The sequence below is a fragment of the Pantoea sp. E2023-21 genome (assembly GCF_051302795.1).
Classification (GTDB): domain Bacteria; phylum Pseudomonadota; class Gammaproteobacteria; order Enterobacterales; family Enterobacteriaceae; genus Pantoea; species Pantoea ludwigii_A.
In genome coordinates this window covers 783,951-804,413 of sequence record NZ_CP195345.1, presented here as the reverse complement: position 1 = coordinate 804,413, position 20,463 = coordinate 783,951, and the positions used below count along the sequence as shown (strand labels likewise).

Genomic DNA, 20,463 nt, shown 5'->3' with positions numbered 1-20,463 from the left:
GTTTTTTTACATCTTCTACTCTGAAAATTAAAAGGATAAGTCATGTCTTTGATGCTTATCACCGGGATTGTCATGTTTGTTATTCTGACATGGTGCTTATTGAAAAATAAGTTTCCTCCCAGTGTGCTGTTTATTATCTTACCTACGGTTGCGGCTTTAGTCTGTGGATTTGGCTTTAAAGAACTGGGCGAATATGTCGCTTCAGGACTTAAATCGGTAGTTGGCACTGCTACGCTAGTCGCATTTAGCGCCATGTTTTTTACCCTGATGAAAGAAGCCGGTGTGTTTGACGTAATTGTGCGTTTCATCCTGCGTTTCGTCACACAATCGACCTTTTCTGTTCTACTTGCGACATTGGTCATAGCCTCAGTCTGTAGCCTCGATGGTAATGCGTACGCAACCCTGCTGGTAACCGTTCCGGCATTGTTACCTCTGTATGAAAAGATGAACATCAGCCGTAAAACGTTGCTGATGCTGGTTACCGTTGGAGTCGGCGTAACGGGTATTACCCCATGGGGAGGCTCACTCAACCGAGCCATTGCGGTGACCCATCTTGATATTCTTGACGTCTATTACAAACTCATTCCTTTGCAGGTCGTGCTGTTTGTTCTCGGCGTTATTCTCTGCTGGTACATGGCCAGAGTAGAAAATAAAAGTGGTTCTGGCATTAGTAAAGAGGCCTTCCTGGTGATGCGTGAGGAGATGCTTACCAGCAAAGGTGACCATAATCCATGGCTGCTGCGCGCCAACTTTGTGCTGGTGATTGCAACCATTGTGATTCTGGTTTCTGGATTAGTCGCGGGTAACTTCCTGTTTATGATCGCATTCTCGCTGGCAGTCATGATCAATTATCCGGATGCCAAAAAAGCACAACAGAAAATTAAAGATTACGCGTTAACCATCTTCCCGGTAATCGTGATCTTCTTAACGATTGGCGTATTTGTGGGCATATTGCAAAATACTGGCATTATTAAAGTATTAGTAAATGAACTCGCTGCGGTACTTCCTTCCAGTTTAGGACCTTATCTTTATATCATTCTGGCTGCTTTCAGCGTACCGATCGTTATTTTGATTGGCTCCGATGCGTTCTATTTTGCACTCCTTCCTCTCGCGGTAGGCCTTGGGCAAAGTTTTGACGTTTCCCCGCTGCACGTCACCATCGCCATGCTCATTACCGAACAAATAGGTTTGCTGCTCAGTCCGGTTATTCCGGCAACGCATCTGGGGTTAGGACTGCTTAATCTTCAGGTCGGTGAGCATATCCGTCACTCCATGGTGAAAATCTGGATCATGAGTGTCTGTGCTCTGTTGGCCGCTGTCGTTCTTGGCATTATTCCTGTCTGATGAGGAGCGATATGATCCCCGCTGAGCGTCATCAACGGATACTCGAGGTGGTATCCATCAAACATTTTGTCAGCCTGCGGGAGCTGGCAGATATGCTGGATGTCACGGTGATGACTATACGGCGGGATATTGAACAGCTCAGCGCGCGTGGCGTCATCATGTCTACGCGCGGTGGTGTGAAATCACGTGAAACCCCGCTACGTATGCCCGTTGAGCGCCCCGGGGCTCATTCTCTGGTCCGTGCTGCGCTACGTTATTTAGGTGATAGCAAAGTGGTTTATCTTGATGGCGGAAAATTGACGTTTGAGTTGGCCACGTATTTTCCTTATAGCGATGAGATGACCATAGTCACTAATGACTTTGCCATTGCGCAGCATGTTATGACTCACTCTAGCGCCGCCCTGTTTTTTATTGGTGGCAAACTCAGCCGTCATGATAATACTTTTCATCAACGCGTTGCGCTTGAAACCTTACAGAGTCTCAATTTTGAAAAGGCGTTTATCGCACCGGAATCATGGAGTGATAAAGGCATTTTTCATCATGATGAGTACAGAGCGGCTTACTATGGTGCAATCATCAACGCAGCGCGAAAATGTATCATGCTGGCAGATAACAACACTTACGGCAGCAACGCGCTGTACAAGATGTTCTCACTGACCGACATGGACATGGTCATTACTGACCTGCCTTCCTCGGAGGTGATTTTGAGCAGACGAATGGATCCGCTAAAGCTGCATCCGGTTACAAATAAATAGCATTGTCATGCTCAAAACAACGAGTTAGCAGCCGGCCTACAGCGGCAACGGCCGATCCTGAATGACGGTTTTCATCACCAGGGTCGACGTTAGCCTCTGTACGCCGGGCATAGCGGAAAGTTTCTCATCATATAACTGCTGAAAAGCGGGCAAATCACGCGTTGTGATATGCAGAAGATAATCAGGATCGCCAAATAAGCGTTGTGCCAGCGTAATTTGGGGAAGTTCTTTCACCGCCTCTTCAAACGCACTGACGGCCTTACGGTCGCCATCACGCAACGTCACGAATACAATCGCCGAGAAGTTATAACCCAGGAAGGCAGGCTCAAGCTGAGCACGATACCCCTGAATGACGCCACTCTGCTCCAGCGCTTTTACCCTGCGATGGCAAGGTGACAGGCTTAATCCTACCCGCTCCGCAAGCTCAGTTACGGATAAACGGCCATCAGCTTGTAGCTCAGCAAGAATATTGCGGTCGATTCGGTCCATGGGCAAGATTATTCCCTTATCAGCGACATTACGCATTAATATTGAAAGCACATTTTAACCAGCTGAGGATATTCTTTCTACCTGCTAATGCTGTGCGACGCCGCCCAGCATCTGAAGATAGATTCTGTTTATTTCGTTAATCAGGTAGAAGATCGTGTGCAATATCATTTTTTTAAGTCATCCCGAAGACGCTGTGCTCAGCATGACTAATACATCGAGTGGGGTGTAACGATGGCGCTGAGTTTTTTTGCTGCGTTTTGGGCCGTTTCAGTGCTATTTGTCATTACTCCTGGAGCAGACTGGGCCTATGCCATCTCCGCAGGCATTCGCGGGGGCCGGGTTATTCCCGCAGTCTGCGGATTGCTCTCTGGTCACTTGATTGCAACGTTAATTGTTGCCGCAGGTGTAGGAGCCGTGGTCGCAGACCTGCCCACGCTCATGAAAGGATTAACCGTAGCTGGCGCCTGCTATTTGATCTGGCTGGGAATAGGCATGCTGCGTCATCCTGCCGTTCCCACTGCAGATGAAAGACAGGTCGAAGGTAATGCGTTGCGTTGGGCTGTAAAAGGGCTTTGCATAAGTGGTCTTAATCCAAAGGTATTTCTGCTGTTTTTGGCATTGTTGCCACAATTCACCGATCCGCATGGCACATGGCCGCTCTCCTTACAAATGGCCGCATTGGGTATGGTGCATGTCGTAAGCTGTGCTGTGGTTTACCTGATAGTGGGCTTCGGATCGAAAGCCGTGTTACAAACCCGGCCAAGGGCTGCACGCCTCGTCAGCCAAATTTCCGGCGCTCTGATGATCATCATCGCAGCGCTATTACTGACAGAATCATTTAGATGAGACATTGAGATGCCAGAGATCACCCTGACCCATCTGCAGAAGATGAAGAAAAACGGCGAAAAAATTGCCATGTTGACCTGCTACGATGCGACTTTTGCCCACGAGTCCAGCCAGGCTGGCGTCGATATGCTGCTTATCGGCGATACGCTCGGTATGATTCTGCAGGGCCACGACAGTACCCTTCCTGTCACCATTGAGGACATGGTTTATCACACTGCCAGCGTAAAACGCGGTAACACCGGCAGCTTTATCATCGCCGACCTTTCCTTTATGACCTACGCCACCCCAGATCAGGCTTTGCAAAGTTCAGGCCGTCTGATGCAGGCGGGAGCGCAAATGGTGAAACTGGAAGGTGGCGAATGGTTGTGTGAATCGGTGCGTCAGTTAACCCGCAATGGCATTCCTGTCTGCGCACATATTGGTTTAACGCCGCAATCGGTCAATGTGTTTGGCGGGTTTAAAGTTCAGGGTCGTGGACCAGAACAGGCCAAAGGGCTTATCGATGCAGCCGTTAAGCTTGAAGCCGCCGGTGCAGCAATGATTTTGGTTGAAGCGGTCCCTTCTTCCGTAGGCAAAGCACTCAGTGCAGCGGTTGCCATCCCGGTAATCGGTATTGGGGCTGGGGTAGATACTGATGGCCAGGTGCTGGTTTTACACGACATGCTGGGACTGAGTATCACAGGGCGCGCGCCTAAATTTGTCCGCAACTTTATGACGGGCCATGACAGCATTCAGCATGCTATTCAAAGCTATGTTGCTGCGGTTAAAACCAAAACGTTTCCTGCTGCTGAACATTGTTATGCTGAATGAGCACGATGGTGCTGAATAAAAATCACCGTTGAGTGCCAGACTTATAAATCAGTTTTGAAAAATTGCTTAGCCTTAAAATTCTCCTACTTCACCAGCCAATCAGGCGGGTGAAGTTCTGTAATTCAATGGCCAAATTTTCTCGATATATCATGACAAGTGAGAGTGACCCCGTTCCCGTGGCGATTCAACGTGGCACCCTGTACGTTATTAGACAGGATCTTTCCCCCTGTCGTAGCGCACATCCTGAATGAATACTCTTTACGTTTCCAACTTGGTAGATAGCTAAGTTGCGAGCCGCCGCGTAAAGCGTCCTCAATTTCCTTCGAAGCCGGAAGGCTCAAGCTACCCATAATTGAGTTTTTAATGCGTTTTCAAGTAGATCATTGTAGTTATGAAGTGCAGTCACCGAATGAGAGTCGAACTAAGCTAAACAAAAAATACTTTTAATAAACAACATTTCAACATCCATCTTAGCACCACAGCATTAGGCGAATCTTATACACTTCGGGGTTTACCATGAAACATAAGGCACTCGCTGGCGAACTCACCTTACGCAGTCTACGGTTAATCAAAAAGCATAAAAATTTCACCAACCATGGATAGCCATTATGACCACCCGTGTCGACACAGCGCATCAGGCCAGCGAACTCCTTCAGCTACAGCAAACTTTACAGGCACACCTTGAACATTTATTGCCTGCTGGACAGCAAAGCGATCGCGTGCGTGCCGCAATGCGGGCCGGTACGCTGGCGCAGGGTAAACGCATCCGTCCTTTATTACTGATGTTGGCGGCGCGCGATATGGGTTGCGAGCTAACACAAAATGGTATCCTCGATCTTGCCTGTGCGGTCGAAATGGTACACGCGGCATCGCTGATTCTGGATGACATTCCCTCCATGGATAACGCACAGATGCGCCGTGGTCGCCCTACCGTACACCGCGAGTTTGGTGAAAATGTGGCGATCCTCGCCGCCGTCGCGCTGCTCAGTCGTGCATTTGAAGTGATTGCCATTGCACCCGATTTGCCTGCCATGCATAAATCTGAAGCGATTGCCGAACTCTCCGCCGCCGTTGGCCTGCAAGGTTTGGTGCAAGGACAATTTCAGGATCTGCACGACGGTGCGCAGAGCCGCAGCCCGGAAGCGATTGCGCTGACCAACGAACTCAAAACCAGCGTGCTGTTTCGCGCCACGTTGCAAATGGCAGCGATTGCCGCTAACGCTTCACCGCAGGTGCGGCAACGTCTCAGCTTTTTCGCTCAGGATTTAGGCCAGGCTTTTCAATTGCTCGATGATCTCACCGACGGCTGTAAACACACCGGTAAAGATGTCGATCAGGATCAGGGCAAATCCACGTTGGTACAGATGCTCGGTGCTGACAATGCTGAACGTCGTCTGCGCGACCACCTACTCAGCGCCGATGCGCATCTTGCCTGCGCCTGCCATCGCGGTATCGCTACTCGCCAATATATGCACGCGCTGTTTAATCAACAGCTAGCGATGTTCAACTGAGCGCGGTTCAGCCGGTGGGCCACTTCGCGGTGATTGCGCCGCCGCTTTACAGCCATTTTCAGGCGTTGCAGGCGTTAGCACAAACGTTGCTGGCGCGCGGACACCGCATCACCTTCATTCAGCAGGCCGACGCTCGGACCCTGCTCACCGATGAACGCATCCAATTTGTTGCCGTGGGCCAGCAGACGCATCCCGCCGGCTCGCTGGCGCCGGTGCTGCACCGACTGGCCTCACCAGGCGGCCTGTCACTGTTTCGGGTGATTAACGACCTTGCGGCTTGCACCGATATGCTGTGCCGCGAACTGCCTGCGGTACTCAAATCATTGGATATTGATGGCGTGATCGCCGATGAGATGGAAGCGGCTGGCGGTTTAGTCGCTGAAGCGCTGCGCCTGCCGTTTGTCTCCGTGGCCTGCGCCTTGCCGGTCAATCGCGAAGCCGGTATTCCGCTGGCTGTTATGCCTTTCCGTTTCGCGCAGGATGAGAAAGCGCTGAAGCGTTTTCAGGCCAGCAGCGATATCTATGATCGCATTATGCGTCGTCACGGCGAGGTCATCCTCAAACACGCGCGGGCGTTTAATTTGACGGCGCGCCGCGGATTGCATCAATGCCTGTCGCCGCTGGCACAAATAAGCCAGATGGTGCCGGCCTTTGATTTTCCGCGTCAGCAGCTACCCCCCTGCTATCACGCCGTTGGGCCACTGCGCGCCCCGGTTTCGCCCGTACCGCTTAATGCGCCCTGGCCGTCGCTGCGCCAGCCGGTGGTTTATGCCTCGCTGGGTACGCTGCAGGGGCATCGTTTCCGCCTGTTTCTGCATCTGGCGCAGGCATGCCGCAAGCAGCAGCTGTTGCTGGTGGTCGCGCATTGCGGTGGATTGAACGCTGAACAAGCACATCAACTTGAACTCGCTGGCGCTGCGTGGGTGACGGATTTCGTCGATCAACGCGCCGCTTTGCACCACGCTCAGCTGTTTATCACCCATGCGGGACTGAACAGCGCGCTGGAAGCACTGGAATGCGGCACGCCGATGCTGGCGCTGCCCATTGCGTTTGATCAGCCTGGCGTGGCGGCACGCATTGAGTGGCACGGCGTCGGACGGCGCGCGTCGCGCTTCAGCCGTGTTCATCAACTCGCGCAGCATTTACACCAGCTGTTGAACGACGATCGCTACGAGGTAAGGATGTCAGCCATTCAGGCGCAGTTACAGCGCGCAGGCGGTTGCCAGCGTGCCGCCGACATCGTCGAACAGGCGTTGTGTCAGCAGCAAGTTGTGCTGGCGGAGGCCACCTGATGCCAGCGCCATATGATGTAATTTTGGTCGGCGCCGGACTGGCGAATGGTTTGATCGCGCTGCGTCTGCGTCAACTGCAGCCGCAGCTGAAATGCCTGTTGCTCGAGAGCCACGCACATCCGGCGGGCAATCATACCTGGTCATTTCATCACAGCGATCTCAGCACCGAACAGTTGCGCTGGCTGCAACCGCTGATAACCGCGCGCTGGCCCGGTTATCAGGTGCGTTTTCCCACCCTGCGTCGCAATTTGTATGGGGATTATTGTTCAATCGCGTCAGGCGATTTTGCCCAACATCTATACGCTGCGATGGGTGACGATCTGTGGACCGACGCCGCCGTAGAACAGGTAAAGCCCACGCAGGTGACGCTGGCAGATGGACGTCAACTTGATGCGCAGGTGGTAATCGATGGCCGCGGTTTGCAGGCTACGCCGCATCTGCAGCTGGGTTATCAGGTGTTTCTTGGACAAGAGTGGCAGCTGGCGCAGCCACACGGCCTACAGCAGCCGATCCTGATGGATGCCACCGTCGATCAGCAAGCGGGCTATCGGTTTGTCTATACGCTGCCACTCAGCGCCGATCGATTACTGATTGAAGACACGCATTATGTGAATCACCCCACGTTGGCGGAGAACACCACGCGCCAGCACATTGCGGACTATGCCCAACAACAAGGCTGGACGCTGAGCACGCTATTGCGTGAAGAGCACGGTATCTTACCGATTACCTTAGACGGCAATATTGACCCGTTCTGGCAACAGCTGCGCGGTCAACCGTGCAGTGGCCTGCGCGCTGGGCTGTTTCATGCCACCACCGGTTACTCCTTGCCATCCGCCGTCGCACTGGCAGAACTCGTGGCAACCCGGTTGCCCACCGATGCCAGCACACTCAGTCAACACATTGAACACTTCGCTCGTCAGCAGTGGCGCGAGCAGCGCTTTTTCCGACTGTTAAACCGCATGCTGTTTTTGGCCGGAAAGCCACAGCAGCGCTGGCGCGTGATGCAACGTTTTTACCGGCTCAATGCCGGGTTAATAAGCCGCTTTTACGCCGGGCAACTGCGCCTGAGCGATAAAGCACGGATTCTGTGCGGCAAACCGCCAGTGCCATTAGGTGAAGCGCTGCGCGCGCTGATGAATACTGTCGAACCAGGGAAGAAAAAATGAAACGCACTTATGTGATTGGCGCAGGCTTTGGCGGCCTGGCGCTGGCGATTCGTCTGCAAGCAGCAGGCATGCCAACCACCTTACTCGAGCAGCGCGATAAACCTGGCGGACGCGCCTATGTCTTTGAGGATGAAGGTTTTACCTTTGATGCCGGGCCAACGGTGATCACCGATCCCAGTGCCATCGAAGAGTTGTTTACGCTGGCGGGAAAATCGCTCAGCAATTACGTCGAGCTGATGCCGGTGACGCCTTTCTATCGCCTGTGCTGGGAAGATGGCAAACAGCTCGATTACGACAACAATCAGCCACTGCTGGAGCAGCAGATCGCCACATTCAATCCGCAAGATGTGGAAGGCTATCGCCGGTTTCTTGCCTATTCGCGCGAGGTGTTCAAAGAGGGTTACCTGAAACTGGGTACGGTGCCGTTTTTGCAGGTGCGCGACATGCTGCGCGTGGCGCCGCAATTGGGTCGATTGCAGGCCTGGCGCAGCGTCTACAGCATGGTGGCGAAATTTATTCAGGACGATCACCTGCGTCAGGCGTTTTCCTTCCACTCATTGCTGGTGGGCGGTAATCCTTTTGCAACCTCATCGATCTATACCTTAATTCATGCGCTGGAGCGTGAATGGGGCGTGTGGTTTCCACGCGGCGGCACCGGTGCGCTGGTGAATGGCATGGCGCGGCTGTTTGAGGATCTTGGTGGCGAGTTGCTGCTGAATGCGGAAGTGAGCCAGTTGGAAACCAGCGGCAATCGCATCAGCGGCGTCCAGCTGACGGACGGACGACGCTTCGATGCTGCTGCGGTGGCCTCGAACGCCGATGTGGTGCATACCTACGACAAACTGCTGCGTGAACATCCTTTGGCGGCTAAACGTGCGACATCGCTCAAGCGTAAGCGCATGAGCAACTCGCTGTTTGTCCTCTACTTTGGCCTGAACCAGCCGCATGAACAGCTGGCGCATCACACCGTGTGTTTTGGTCCGCGTTATCGCGAGTTGATTGATGAGATTTTTAACAGCAGCCAGCTGGCAGAGGATTTCTCGCTGTATCTGCACGCGCCCTGCAGCAGCGATCCGTCGCTGGCACCGCCCGGCTGCGGCAGCTTTTATGTGTTAGCACCGGTGCCGCATCTCGGCACCGCTGACATCGACTGGCAACAGGAAGGACCGCGCTTGCGCGATCGCATTTTTGCTTATCTGGAGCAGCACTACATGCCGGGATTACGTCAGCAATTAGTCACACACAGAATGTTTACGCCGTTTGATTTTCGCGACACGCTGCATGCCCATCACGGTTCGGCATTTTCGCTGGAGCCCATTTTGATGCAAAGCGCCTGGTTCCGACCACATAACCGAGATGCCGACATCAGCAATCTCTATCTGGTGGGTGCGGGCACCCATCCGGGCGCAGGCGTGCCCGGCGTGATCGGTTCGGCCAAAGCCACCGCTCAGCTAATGCTGGAGGATCGCGCCGAATGAATCGACCGCCCTTACTTGAGCAAGTAACGCAAACTATGGCGGTAGGCTCGAAAAGTTTTGCCACCGCAGCAAAGTTATTTGATGCGCCGACGCGGCGCAGCACGCTGATGCTGTATGCCTGGTGTCGTCACTGCGACGATGTGATTGATGGGCAAACGCTGGGCGAAGGCGGCACGCAGCATGCTGTTGAAGATGCTCAGGCACGCATGCAGCATCTGCAGATTGAAACCCGGCGCGCCTACAGTGGCGCGCATATGGATGAACCGGCGTTTAAGGCGTTTCAGGAAGTGGCGCTCATCCACCAGCTTCCGCAACAGCTGGCCTTTGATCATCTGGAAGGTTTCGCCATGGATGCGCGCGACGAACACTATGCCAGCTTTGATGACACGCTGCGTTACTGCTATCACGTCGCCGGCGTGGTGGGTTTGATGATGGCGCGCGTGATGGGCGTGCGTGATGAAGCGGTACTCGATCACGCCTGCGATTTGGGACTGGCCTTTCAGCTCACCAATATTGCACGCGACATTGTAGAAGATGCCGAGAATGGGCGCTGCTATCTGCCGCAATCCTGGCTGGATCAGGCGGGATTACGTGCCGATATGCTCACGGCACCGGAACATCGTGCAGCGCTGGCCGCGTTGGCCGCGCGTTTAGTGGCGGAAGCGGAACCCTATTATCACTCGGCGCGATCCGGTTTACCCGGTTTGCCGCTGCGTTCAGCATGGGCGATCGCCACGGCACGCGGCGTTTACCGCGAAATTGGGGTGAAGGTGCAGCACGCTGGCGCGCACGCATGGGATACGCGCCAACGAACCAGTAAAGGCGAGAAACTGGCGCTGCTGGTGAAAGGCGCCGGTCTGGCGATCACTTCACGGGTGGCTCGTCCTGAGCTGCGTCCGGCTGGTCTGTGGCAGCGTCCGCGTTGATTTTTCGCCCGTGACGCTGGCGCAGCGTAGCTTGCAGCTTATTAAGCGACGGCGCGTAGAGAAAACCAAATGAGACGCAGCCTTCACGCCCCCGCACCGCATGATGCATGCGGTGCGCCATGTACAGGCGTTTGAGATAGCCTTTGCGCGGAATGTAGCGGAATGGCCAGCGCTGATGCACCAGTCCATCGTGTACCATGAAATAGAGCGCGCCGTAGGTGGTCATCCCAGCGCCAATCCACTGCAGCGGCCACAAGCCCTGTACGCCGACATAGATCAGCACAATGGCCAGCACGGCAAACACCACCGCATAAAGATCGTTAAGCTCAAACTTGCCGCTGTGCGGTTCATGGTGCGACAAATGCCAGCCCCACCCCCAACCGTGCATGATGTATTTATGCGAGAGCGCCGCGACGATTTCCATCACCACCACGGTTGCCAGCAAGATAAGCGCATTCCATAACCAGAGCATTGTTCGTCCATTTGTGGAAAAGGGAAACACTAAAGGTGGACGCGGATGACCGATGGCGCAAGCTACAAAATGAATAAGTCCGCACGCAGTAATCCGCTGACTTTACATCTTCCTGCTCACTGGTTAGTATTGCCCTCCTTTCAGCGGTCAATCACCGCTGCGTAAGCGTTAACGTCAACCAACGCACCATAAGCAGACTCGGTCTGCCTCATTGCTATGGTGCGAAAATATGACCCATACCGCTTTTTCTGCGAATCCTGCCCTGCGTCGTTCTGGTTTTTTCCTGTTCTTGTTGCTGCTGACGGCGGCCAACTTACGCACGCCTATTACCGCGGTCGGCCCGGTGCTGGAAAACATCCGTCAGACGTTTGGCCTGAGCACCAGCGCCGCGGGCGTGATTAACTTCTTACCGTTACTGATGTTTGCCACGCTTGCGCCGCCCGCAGCGTGGTTCGGCAACCGCTTTGGTCTGGAGCGGAGTTTGTGGGGCGCATTGCTGCTGATTACGCTGGGATCGTTGCTGCGTATCAGCGGCAGTGAGAATGCGTTGTGGGCCGGCACGATCATCCTGAGCTCGGGTATTGCGGCCGCCAACGTGCTTCTGCCACCGCTGATTAAGCGTGACTTTACCGAACACACTGCGCGCTATGTTGGCTTGTATGCGATGACCATGGCGATCACCGCCAGTATTGCGTCGGGTGTGGTAGTGCCGCTGGCGGAGTTGAGCAGCGCGGGCTGGCGCCTCTCGTTAGCGGTGTGGCTGGTGCCAGCGATTGTTGCGCTTTTCGCCTGGCTGCCGTATCTGAAAAAACCCGCCTCTCAGGTAAAACATACCGCCACCAGCACAGTCACGCGTTCGCCGTGGCGCGCCGCCTTAGGCTGGCAGGTTTCGCTGTTCATGGCCTGTCAGTCGCTGGTGTTCTACACCTTGATTGGCTGGTTCACGCCTTTCGCGCAAGACAGCGGAATGAGTCAGTTAGAGGCGGGCGGCATGCTATTTGTCTATCAGATTGTCGCCATCGTTTCGAATCTGGCCTGCATGAGCGCGCTAAGAAAGATGCGCGATCAGCGCGTGATTGGTTTTATCGCCTCGCTGTCAATCTTTGTGGCCGTCGCGGGTCTGCTAATGGCGCCGAACTACGCGCTGCTGTGGCTGATTCTGGCGGGATTGGGCGCTGGCGCATCAATGGTGATTTGCCTGTCGCTGTTTAATCTGCGCAGCCAGGATCATCAGCAGGCAGCGAAGTTGTCGGGCATGGCGCAGTGTGTTGGCTATGGATTAGCCGCACTTGGCCCGCTCTGTTTTGGCCTGCTGCATGATGTCAGCGGTAACTGGCAGTGGCCGCTGATGCTGCTCTTAGTGATTGCGGGTTTGCAGATGGTGGTAGCTACGCTGGCGGGTCGTGCGCGGGTTATTTAACCTGGAAATCATCCAACGTCATGCGGGTCAAGACATCTTGTTGAGTGGCGCTTAACAGCGAATCGAGCAAACCCGGAAAACGCGCATCGAGATCGGCGCGTCGGAGTGACAGTAGGTTTTCTCGGCCGGACGGTTTTTGCCAGATGATGCCACCCTCGCGCAGCACGCGCCAGTGATGGGTCAAGGTGGATTTGGATACGCCTTTCAGCAGCGATCCGCAGGTATGTTCGCCGCCGTCCGCCAGAATGCTGATCACCGTCATGCGAATTGGGTTGCCCAACGCCGCCAGCACATTCTCCAGCCTGATTTCATCGCGCTGCGGGTGATTCTCCAGCATGGCGTGCCTCTTCATTGTGGGTAGGAACCCCGAATTATCAGGTAGCCGCGGTACAATGTACAGAACACCACGAGCGGTTACCCGCCGTGGATTTGACATTATTGACTAAGGGTTTGCTTAAGCGCCGCAATCGACATGCCTCGACTCCCCAGCGCTTGCAACAACTGTTGACGCTGCGGAGCAATTCTTCGCTACGCAGATGCGGTGCCGGTGACCAGCCGCGGTCGCCATCTCCACGCCGTAAACACTCAGTTCCAGCAATTTATCCAGCATCTGTTCAAACGGCAAATGACCGAGGCTATCGGTACAAAACGAAAGTTTCATGGCAATCATTATTCGTAGTTAACCCAGCTCGCGCCGTTGTCCGCAAAATGCACGCAGTTTTCGATCCAACGCACACCTTCAATCCCGGCGTTAATATCGGGATAAATCAGGTTTTCGGGCATTTTTGGGTCGCCCTGTTGGGTGGCGTGAATGGCAATGACAAATTTCAGATAGCTGTGACCCAGGATTTCGCCCGACCTACGGTGTGCAGCGCGCCCAAACGTTCATCCATCAGCGCACTTTCTTACTGGTACGGCATGCCGTGATGCATGATCTGATTCGGGTGATCCTGCACTTCGTACTTCAACTTGCCGGGGTTTTAGTCGCTCCACTCCAGCTGGGAGATGTAGAAGGTATGCGTGGATATGTCGCCTGGTACAAACGACGGACCGCCGATTTTTTGATCGACGCGCCATTTTGCGCTTCGCTGCATTTAACGGCGCTATCATTGGCGCTGAAGCCGGGCGTGTATTGCCGCTCCACCATGCGCACATCACCAATTTCGCCATTGGCGATCATCGCACGCATTTGCATCAGCAGCGGATGGCCGGAGAAACCGTAGGTCACGCCAACGATCGGCCCCTTTGCCGCCGCAAGCGTCTCGATTTCCAGCGCTTCGGCAATGGTGAAGAACAGCGGCTTTTCACAAATCACGTGAATTCCGGCGTTAAATGCCGCTTTGGTGAGCTCAGAATGGGTGCCGTTTAGCGTGACGATGGACATGACTTCAACGCTATCCTCACGCTTCGCCTCTTCGGCCAGCAGCTGCTGATAAGTGGCGTTACAGCGCTCCGCGTTAAGTCTTAAGTTGATACCGAAATCGCGGCCACGCTCGGCGTTAATACCAAAGGCGCTGGCCACCATCAGATACGCGGAGGCATCACGCAGCGCACCGTAACGGTGTTTATAACCAGCCTGGCTGAGACGACCGCCACCGATCATGGCTCAGCGCAGTGGGCGTGGGATACTCTTTTCACCGATGAGCATAGCAACTTTTCTTTATTTTGCACCTGAGTGCAAAATGGCTTACTTGTGATAGCTAAAATGGCTTTAGGCTGCGTTGCGGTGAGCGAAATGTGAGCGTGGACGACTTTGTAGTCAATGTAGCAACGTGCAAATCAGCGAAATCGATCGCAATAAGTTAATGAAATGCACCCGATTGCAAAAAACGTTGCAATCGGGTGCAAAGATCAAACATAATCGCAACATCATAAAAGCAGGGTTATTTGTCGCGCTTTACGCCAATTGCGGGCGCTTAGGTGTTTATTTTCCGTTGGGTTTCACGTTCAATGCTGGGGGTCTCCGCTTTTCCCCCTATGCAGGTGCTATGAGTAAACCAACCGCAAAATCTCACAAAGCCACCGCCAGCGATGTGGCAAGACTGGCTGGCGTTTCGAAATGGACGGTATCGCGCGCCTTCACACCTGGCGCGTCAATTTCCGAAAAAGCGCGCGAACGCGTAATAGCGATTGCCACTGAATTGGGTTACCGCCCTAACCTGCTGGCACGCAGCCTATCGCAGAAGAAGACACAGATTATCGGCGTAGTGATCGACGAGCTAAAAAATCCGCACTCGATGCTGATGCTCGACACCGTCACTCGCCAGCTGCAGCAGCGCGGCTACATGGCGCTGCTGCTGAATATTGGTAGCGGTGAAAACTATCACGCAGTGCTGTCGCTAGCCGATCAATTGCAGGTCGATGGCATGCTATTTCTCGGTACGCTGCTGAGTGAGGAGTTGATCGCCGTCGCGCGTGAAATGCACCACATTCCGCTGGTACAGGTGTGTCGTAACAACGACGAACCCGGTATTGAAGTGGTAAATATCGACGGGTTACAGGCGGGCAAACAGCTGGGTGAACTGCTGCTTGCGCAAGGATATACGCGCATTGGTTACATGATGGGTCCAGCCACCAGCAGCCATCACACGCTGCGTTTAGACGGTTTGCAACTTGCGCTGAGCGAAGCGGGCTTAGTGTTGGAAGTGTTGCTCACCGCCGGTGAATACGCCCGCGAACGCAGCTACGCGGTGTTGACTGAGTATCTTAACGCACAAGCGCCCGATCAGCGGGTTGAAGCGCTGTTTTGCGAAAACGATGTGCTGGCGCTCGGCGCGCTGGCGGCACTGCGCGAAGGTGCAGGCAACAAATTTATGGCGGTAGTAGGTTTCGATGACATCGACGAAGCCAGCTTGCCCAGCTGGCAGCTCACCACCTTTAGCCAGCGTATTGATTTGATCGTCACTGAAGCCCTAAATCGGCTGATTGATGAACGTGCCACTCCGGGTGGCGTTTGGTCTCAGGGAGAATTGCGTATTCGACGCTCTCACCTGAAGCCGTGAGGTAACAAGGAGGAGAGATGAAGTTGTCGTTGCATGGCGTGTCTGTTTGGTACAGCAATGCCGTCACTCAGTTACGCATCGCCCATGAGACAGGCTTTAGCGGGCTAGAAATCCTGCCAGAACATCTGTATCGCTATCTGGATAACGGTGGCAGCTACAGCACCTACCGCGATCTGATGGCGAAATACAGCGTCGATATTACCTGTATCAATGCGCTGAAACGCATTGGCCGCCATGAGCCGGAAGCGCGAGCCGAATTGATGCGCGAAGCGGAAAAAATCTGCCAGGCCGCAGTTGAGCTGCGTTGTCCGGTGGTGCAAATCATGGCGCTGACCGAACTCGACCATCTTTCCGCCGCCGAGCGAGATACCATCCTGATTGAGAATATTTCCGCCATTGCTGATATCGGCGCACCGCACGGCATCAAATTCCAGATTGAAGTTGTCGCCTTCACCGCGTTCAATTCGCTGCAACACGCGCTTGATTTGATTAAACAGAGCGGCAAAGACAATCTCGGTGTCGTGGTGGATTTCTGGCACCTGCATGCCGGCGGCGGCACCACGCCTGCCGAAGTGGCGCGCATGAATAAAGAACTGATTTACGGCGTTCATTTCTGCGACGGCCGCGCGGCCAAACCAGGCGAAGCCTGGGATGAGTGGGTACAGCGCGACTATGCACCAGGCGAAGGCGAAGTGGATATTGCCGCCTGGGTGGCGGCGGTTAAAGCTACAGGTTACGACGGCGTTTGGTCACCGGAATTATTAAGCCCGAAAAACTGGGAAGACGACCTGTGGGGTATTTCTCGTCACTGCTATGAAGATATGAATAAATACATTCATTAACATAAAGGGAGCCCGATAACCGGGTTTCCCGCGAATACGGTCACCATAAATGGCGACCCTACAGCATATTTTTTCGGGTCGCCATTTATGGTGACCTCATATTTACCTACCTCTGAGAACAAATAATAACGAACGCAGTTTCATCGCTAGCGCCTGCGCGCTATTTAGCGCGCTGTCATTGCGTCTGAAATATCTGAACGTCGTGCTCTGTCAATATACATCTGTTGAAGTTTAAGGGATAAATAGTATGAACCGAAGAGAAGCACTTTTTTCGCTCAGTGGCATTGTGGCCTCGCTCGCCGTCGCGCCGCAACTGAGGGCGAAAGAGCTGCACAATGTCCCGCTGGAAACCAAACTCAGCACCGATCATCTGCCGCAACCCGCGTGGCAAGACGGTTATCAGGTGCTCACTAATCCGCTGGATCGCCAGAATCTGGCAGCCATTTTTGATCGTCTGATCCCCGCCGATGACCTTGGCCCGTCCGCCAGTGAAGCGGGCGCGATTGAGTTCCTTGATAACCAGTTAGCCGGTGATTATGGCTCCGGCGCGGCGCTCTATTTGCAGGCGCCTCTCCATCCGGACAATGAAGCCGCCTTAATGGGCAGCCCGCAATTTCTCACGCCGCCGAAAGCGCGTTATTTAACCGGCTTAGCCGCGCTGGAAATGTGGGCGCAGCAACAGCATCAGGCATCATTGCATACCTTATCAGCTGAACAGATCGATGCATTCCTGACTGCGATGGAAGACGGCAAGATCGATTTAGGAAAAGACGTGAATAGCCAGGCGCTGTTTGAATTAATGCTGCAAAACGCACGTGAAAGCTATTTAGCGGATCCGATTTATGGCGGAAATAAAAATATGGTCGGCTGGAAAATGATCGGTTTTCCTGGCGCACGCTATGACTATCGCCCTTATATCGAACGCCGCAATGAAAATCTGGCGCTTATTCCCGTCAGTCTGATTCCTAACGATTAAATAGCCGGAGCTGAGTCAATGTCATTAGTACGAAATAAGGCTGACGTGGTGATCGTCGGCTTAGGTTGGGCCGGTTCGGTGATGGCGGAAGAGTTGACCCGTGCGGGGCTCAACGTGGTCGCCATCGAACGCGGTGCCTGGCGCGATACCTCGACCGATTTCCCGGTCGCCATTGATGCCGATGAGCTGCGCTTCCACACACGCCGCAAAATCCTGCAACCGATGAGCGTGGAAACCACCACCTTCCGCAACCGCAGCGATCAGCTGGCGGCACCGGTACGCAATTGGTCAGCGTTTCAGTTTGGCTGGAATGTCGGCGGCGCAGGCACGCACTGGGCAGGCATGTCATGGCGCTTTACACCGTGGGATTTTGAAGTGGCGAAGCAAACTCGTGAACGCTATGGCGCGAAGAAAATGCAGGGTTTGCAGCTGCAGGATTGGGGCGTGGCCTACGACGAAATGGCACCATTTTACGATCGCTTCGAGCGCATTGCCGGCACGTCCGGTATCGCGGGCAATCTCAATGGTAAGCCGCAAAAAGGTGGTAATATCTTCGAAGGCCCGCGATCGCGCGACTATCCTACCCCGCCGCTAAAAGATACGCACTGGATGAGCAAGTATCGCAAAACCACCGAGAACATGGGTTATCACCCGTTCACGGTGCCTGCCGGTAATCTGTCGCAGGCGTATGTGAATCCGCTCGGCGTCAGCATGGGTCCGTGTACTTATTGCGGCTTCTGCGACTTTCACGGCTGCGGCAACTTCTCCAAGTCATCGCCGCAAGCGTGCATTCTGCCAGTGCTGATGCGCCGTCCAAACTTCACGTTGCTGACCGAAACCGAAGTGCTGCACGCCGTGAAGCATGACGACGGTAAAACGGTGAAAGGCGTAAAATTTATCACCCAGGATGGCGTGGAAGGCTTCCAGCCGGCGGATATCGTCTGCATCACCGCTTATCAGATGGATAACGTGCGCCTGATGCTGCTCTCCGGCATCGGTGAGCAATACAATCCGCTGACCGGTCGCGGCACCATTGGCCGTAACTACAACTATCAAACCTGCTCCAGCGTCACCGGATTCTTTGATAACGAATACATGAATCCGTTCATCGGTGGCGGCGCATTGGCGGTCCAGATTGATGACTTCAACGGCGATAACTTCGACCACAGCGATCTCGATTTCATCGGCGGCGCAGGCATTATGGGCTTCTCCACCAATGGTCGTCCAATTCAGAACATGAACGGCCTGCGTCCAGGCACTAAACGCTGGGGCAGCGAGTGGAAAGCGGGCTACAAGCGCGATTATCAAACCGCCGGCACCATCTTCTGTCAGGGTACCTCAATGCCGATGCGCGAAGCCTATCTCGATCTCGATCCCAACTATAAAGACCGTCACGGTCAGCCATTGATCCGCACCACCTTCGACTGGAACCAGAACGATGTGCGCATGGCGAAATATGTCACCGACCGCGCCATCAACATTATGAAAGAGGTGGGCGGCCAGCATATCGTGGTGGATAACCAGGCGGAGAAAAGCTGGAATCCTTACCAGCAGCACAGCTCGCACACCATTGGTGGCGCGGTGATGGGCGCCGATCCCAGTACCTCTGCGCTCAATCCGTATCTGCAAAGCTGGGACGCGCATAACCTGTTTGTGGTCGGTGCATCCGCCTTCCCGAACAACGGCGGTTATAACCCCACCATCACCATCGGTGCGCTGGCCGTGCGCGCTGCGCAGGCAATCCACCAGAAATACATCCATAATCCGGCACCGCTGGTGGGGGCGTAATCATGGCGAAAGCAAAGAAGATCACTTATACGCTCGCCGCGCTGGCGGTAATTGCGGGCATCGCGGCGTCTGGACGTTTATGGGTGGTATTGGATAGCGCCCGCTCCAATGTGGCCGACAATAAAGTGCAATTGGCTGATTTTCACTCCAATGACGCCGATGCCATAAAGCGCGGGGAATATGTGATGCGCCTGGCGGACTGCGCCGCCTGCCACAATGCCGATTTCTCCGGCGGCTACAAAATCGATACGCCGTTTGGCGCGCTTGAGACCTCAAACATTTCGCCTGACCGTGCAACCGGGATTGGCAAAATGACCGAGCGCGACTTCTTCAACGCGGTGCGTCAGGGGCGCGGCGAACACGGATTCCTCTATCCAGCGATGCCTTATACCGCCTACACCCAGATGAGCGATGGCGATATGCACGATCTCTGGGCCTACTTCTCGGCGCAGAAGCCGGTGCACAACGCCGTCGATGAGAATGCGGGCATGAACTTCCCGTACAACATTCGTCTGGCGATGGCCGGTTGGAACCTGTTGTTCTTCGATAACAATGCGTTTAAGCCACAAACCGCACAGAACGATGAGTGGAATCGCGGCAAATACATCGTTGATGGTCCGGCACACTGTAGCGTCTGTCACACCGCGCGCAACGCGCTGGGCGGCGAGATCGGCAGCCAGTATCTACAAGGTGGCAATTTGGGTAGCTGGTACGCGCCGGATATTACGCCAAACCCGCATGCGGGCATTGGCAAATGGAGTGATACGCAGATCGCTGATTACCTGAAAACCGGCTCTAATGGTGAAAGCGTGGCGGCGGGCCCGATGGCGGAAGCGGTTGAACACTCCACGCAGTACTTCAACGATCGCGATTTGCAATCCATCGCCACCTATCTGCGTAGCTTACCGGCCTCTTCCACACCGCAAGCCGCTGGATTTGTGATGGATAAAGCGCGTAACGATCAGGCTGCACTGCGTTATGAAGTGGATTGCTCGGCGTGCCACGGTCTGTCAGGTGAGGGTATCACCGGCATGGTGCCCGCCTTTGCGGGCAATGGCGCGATGCAGAACGATCCGACTAACATGATCCACGCGCTGTTGGATGGCGCCCGCGCGCCACATACCGAAGGCCGCCCAACGTCCGCAGGCATGCCGGCATTTTCCTGGAAACTCAACGATCAGGAGATGGCCGATGTGCTGAACTACGTGAGGAATTCGTGGGGTAATCAGGCTGCTGAAGTGAAAGCCAGCCAAGTCGCCGATCTGCGTAAAACCACCGGCGTGGGCGATAAGCTGAAAGTCCCGGCGATGAAATAGCGTTTGTTAACTGTAGAGTCGCCATTCATG

General features: G+C 54.4%; 18 protein-coding genes and 2 pseudogenes. 15 read left to right on the top strand and 5 right to left on the bottom strand.

Annotated elements, in window-relative coordinates:
- The first annotated feature begins 42 nt into the window (after positions 1 to 42).
- Both ACRQ84_RS22635 and ACRQ84_RS22630 read left to right on the top strand, forming a co-directional pair.
- Positions 43 to 1,344, top strand: coding sequence for an SLC13 family permease (locus ACRQ84_RS22635; protein WP_007886552.1), 1,302 nt, complete (start codon positions 43 to 45; stop codon positions 1,342 to 1,344).
- A gap of 11 nt (positions 1,345 to 1,355) precedes the next feature.
- Positions 1,356 to 2,099 carry a DeoR/GlpR family DNA-binding transcription regulator gene (locus ACRQ84_RS22630; protein ID WP_483818211.1) on the top strand — a complete coding sequence of 248 codons (744 nt, stop codon included), beginning with the start codon at positions 1,356 to 1,358 and terminating at the stop codon, positions 2,097 to 2,099.
- 36 nt (positions 2,100 to 2,135) lie between these two features.
- Here ACRQ84_RS22630 and ACRQ84_RS22625 read toward each other — a convergent pair whose 3' ends face one another.
- Positions 2,136 to 2,588, bottom strand: coding sequence for an Lrp/AsnC family transcriptional regulator (locus tag ACRQ84_RS22625; RefSeq protein WP_483818210.1), 453 nt, complete (start codon positions 2,586 to 2,588; stop codon positions 2,136 to 2,138).
- Positions 2,589 to 2,819: 231 nt separating this feature from the next.
- Here ACRQ84_RS22625 and ACRQ84_RS22620 point away from each other — a divergent pair, with 231 nt between their 5' ends.
- The 7 genes from ACRQ84_RS22620 to crtB all read left to right on the top strand — a co-directional run bounded on the left by ACRQ84_RS22620 (position 2,820) and on the right by crtB (position 10,617).
- Positions 2,820 to 3,434 carry a LysE family translocator gene (locus ACRQ84_RS22620; RefSeq protein ID WP_483818209.1) on the top strand — a complete coding sequence of 205 codons (615 nt, stop codon included), beginning with the start codon at positions 2,820 to 2,822 and terminating at the stop codon, positions 3,432 to 3,434.
- Between the two features lie 9 nt (positions 3,435 to 3,443).
- Positions 3,444 to 4,244, top strand: a complete 801-nt coding sequence (gene panB, locus ACRQ84_RS22615; RefSeq protein WP_483818208.1) for a 3-methyl-2-oxobutanoate hydroxymethyltransferase — start codon at positions 3,444 to 3,446, stop codon at positions 4,242 to 4,244.
- Positions 4,245 to 4,852: 608 nt separating this feature from the next.
- A complete protein-coding gene (locus ACRQ84_RS22610) occupies positions 4,853 to 5,755 on the top strand; it encodes a polyprenyl synthetase family protein (RefSeq protein WP_483818207.1) in 903 nt (300 codons plus the stop codon).
- Positions 5,756 to 5,769: 14 nt separating this feature from the next.
- Complete coding sequence (locus ACRQ84_RS22605; protein ID WP_483818206.1) at positions 5,770 to 7,047, top strand: glycosyltransferase; 1,278 nt, start codon at positions 5,770 to 5,772, stop codon at positions 7,045 to 7,047.
- The gene (crtY, locus tag ACRQ84_RS22600; protein ID WP_483818205.1) at positions 7,047 to 8,213 is read left to right on the top strand and encodes a lycopene beta-cyclase CrtY; all 1,167 of its coding nucleotides are present in this window, start codon (positions 7,047 to 7,049) and stop codon (positions 8,211 to 8,213) included. Before ACRQ84_RS22605 ends, crtY begins: the two co-directional genes overlap by 1 nt.
- A complete protein-coding gene (locus ACRQ84_RS22595) occupies positions 8,210 to 9,691 on the top strand; it encodes a phytoene desaturase (RefSeq protein WP_483818204.1) in 1,482 nt (493 codons plus the stop codon). Before crtY ends, ACRQ84_RS22595 begins: the two co-directional genes overlap by 4 nt.
- A complete protein-coding gene (gene crtB / locus ACRQ84_RS22590; protein WP_483818203.1) occupies positions 9,688 to 10,617 on the top strand; it encodes a 15-cis-phytoene synthase CrtB in 930 nt (309 codons plus the stop codon). Before ACRQ84_RS22595 ends, crtB begins: the two co-directional genes overlap by 4 nt.
- Here crtB and ACRQ84_RS22585 read toward each other — a convergent pair.
- The gene (locus ACRQ84_RS22585) at positions 10,556 to 11,089 is read right to left on the bottom strand and encodes a sterol desaturase family protein (RefSeq protein ID WP_483818202.1); all 534 of its coding nucleotides are present in this window, start codon (positions 11,087 to 11,089) and stop codon (positions 10,556 to 10,558) included. The genes crtB and ACRQ84_RS22585 overlap by 62 nt on opposite strands.
- A 229-nt stretch (positions 11,090 to 11,318) precedes the next feature.
- Here ACRQ84_RS22585 and ACRQ84_RS22580 point away from each other — a divergent pair, with 229 nt between their 5' ends.
- Complete coding sequence (locus tag ACRQ84_RS22580) at positions 11,319 to 12,509, top strand: CynX/NimT family MFS transporter (protein ID WP_483818201.1); 1,191 nt, start codon at positions 11,319 to 11,321, stop codon at positions 12,507 to 12,509.
- Here the strand turns inward: ACRQ84_RS22580 and ACRQ84_RS22575 are convergent.
- The 3 genes and pseudogenes from ACRQ84_RS22575 to ACRQ84_RS22565 form a co-directional block, all read right to left on the bottom strand.
- Entirely contained in the window at positions 12,502 to 12,846 is a 345-nt protein-coding gene (locus ACRQ84_RS22575) for an ArsR/SmtB family transcription factor (RefSeq protein ID WP_483818200.1), read from the bottom strand. The two genes, ACRQ84_RS22580 and ACRQ84_RS22575, sit on opposite strands and share 8 nt — an antisense overlap.
- Before the next feature lie 119 nt (positions 12,847 to 12,965).
- Positions 12,966 to 13,170 (bottom strand): annotated as a pseudogene (locus tag ACRQ84_RS22570) (sugar phosphate isomerase/epimerase); the annotation flags it as partial.
- 8 nt (positions 13,171 to 13,178) lie between these two features.
- Positions 13,179 to 14,112, bottom strand: a pseudogene (locus ACRQ84_RS22565) (Gfo/Idh/MocA family oxidoreductase).
- 385 nt (positions 14,113 to 14,497) lie between these two features.
- Here ACRQ84_RS22565 and ACRQ84_RS22560 point away from each other — a divergent pair.
- From ACRQ84_RS22560 to ACRQ84_RS22540, 5 genes are all read left to right on the top strand, one after another.
- A complete protein-coding gene (locus tag ACRQ84_RS22560; RefSeq protein WP_483818199.1) occupies positions 14,498 to 15,511 on the top strand; it encodes a LacI family DNA-binding transcriptional regulator in 1,014 nt (337 codons plus the stop codon).
- Between the two features lie 17 nt (positions 15,512 to 15,528).
- On the top strand, positions 15,529 to 16,353 hold the full coding sequence (locus ACRQ84_RS22555; RefSeq protein ID WP_483818198.1) for a sugar phosphate isomerase/epimerase family protein: 825 nt from the start codon (positions 15,529 to 15,531) through the stop codon (positions 16,351 to 16,353).
- Positions 16,354 to 16,600: 247 nt separating this feature from the next.
- Complete coding sequence (locus tag ACRQ84_RS22550) at positions 16,601 to 17,329, top strand: gluconate 2-dehydrogenase subunit 3 family protein (protein ID WP_483818197.1); 729 nt, start codon at positions 16,601 to 16,603, stop codon at positions 17,327 to 17,329.
- An 18-nt stretch (positions 17,330 to 17,347) separates the two neighbouring features.
- Positions 17,348 to 19,117 carry a GMC family oxidoreductase gene (locus ACRQ84_RS22545; protein ID WP_483818196.1) on the top strand — a complete coding sequence of 590 codons (1,770 nt, stop codon included), beginning with the start codon at positions 17,348 to 17,350 and terminating at the stop codon, positions 19,115 to 19,117.
- A gap of 2 nt (positions 19,118 to 19,119) precedes the next feature.
- Positions 19,120 to 20,433, top strand: coding sequence for a c-type cytochrome (locus ACRQ84_RS22540; protein ID WP_483818195.1), 1,314 nt, complete (start codon positions 19,120 to 19,122; stop codon positions 20,431 to 20,433).
- Positions 20,434 to 20,463 lie beyond the last annotated feature (30 nt).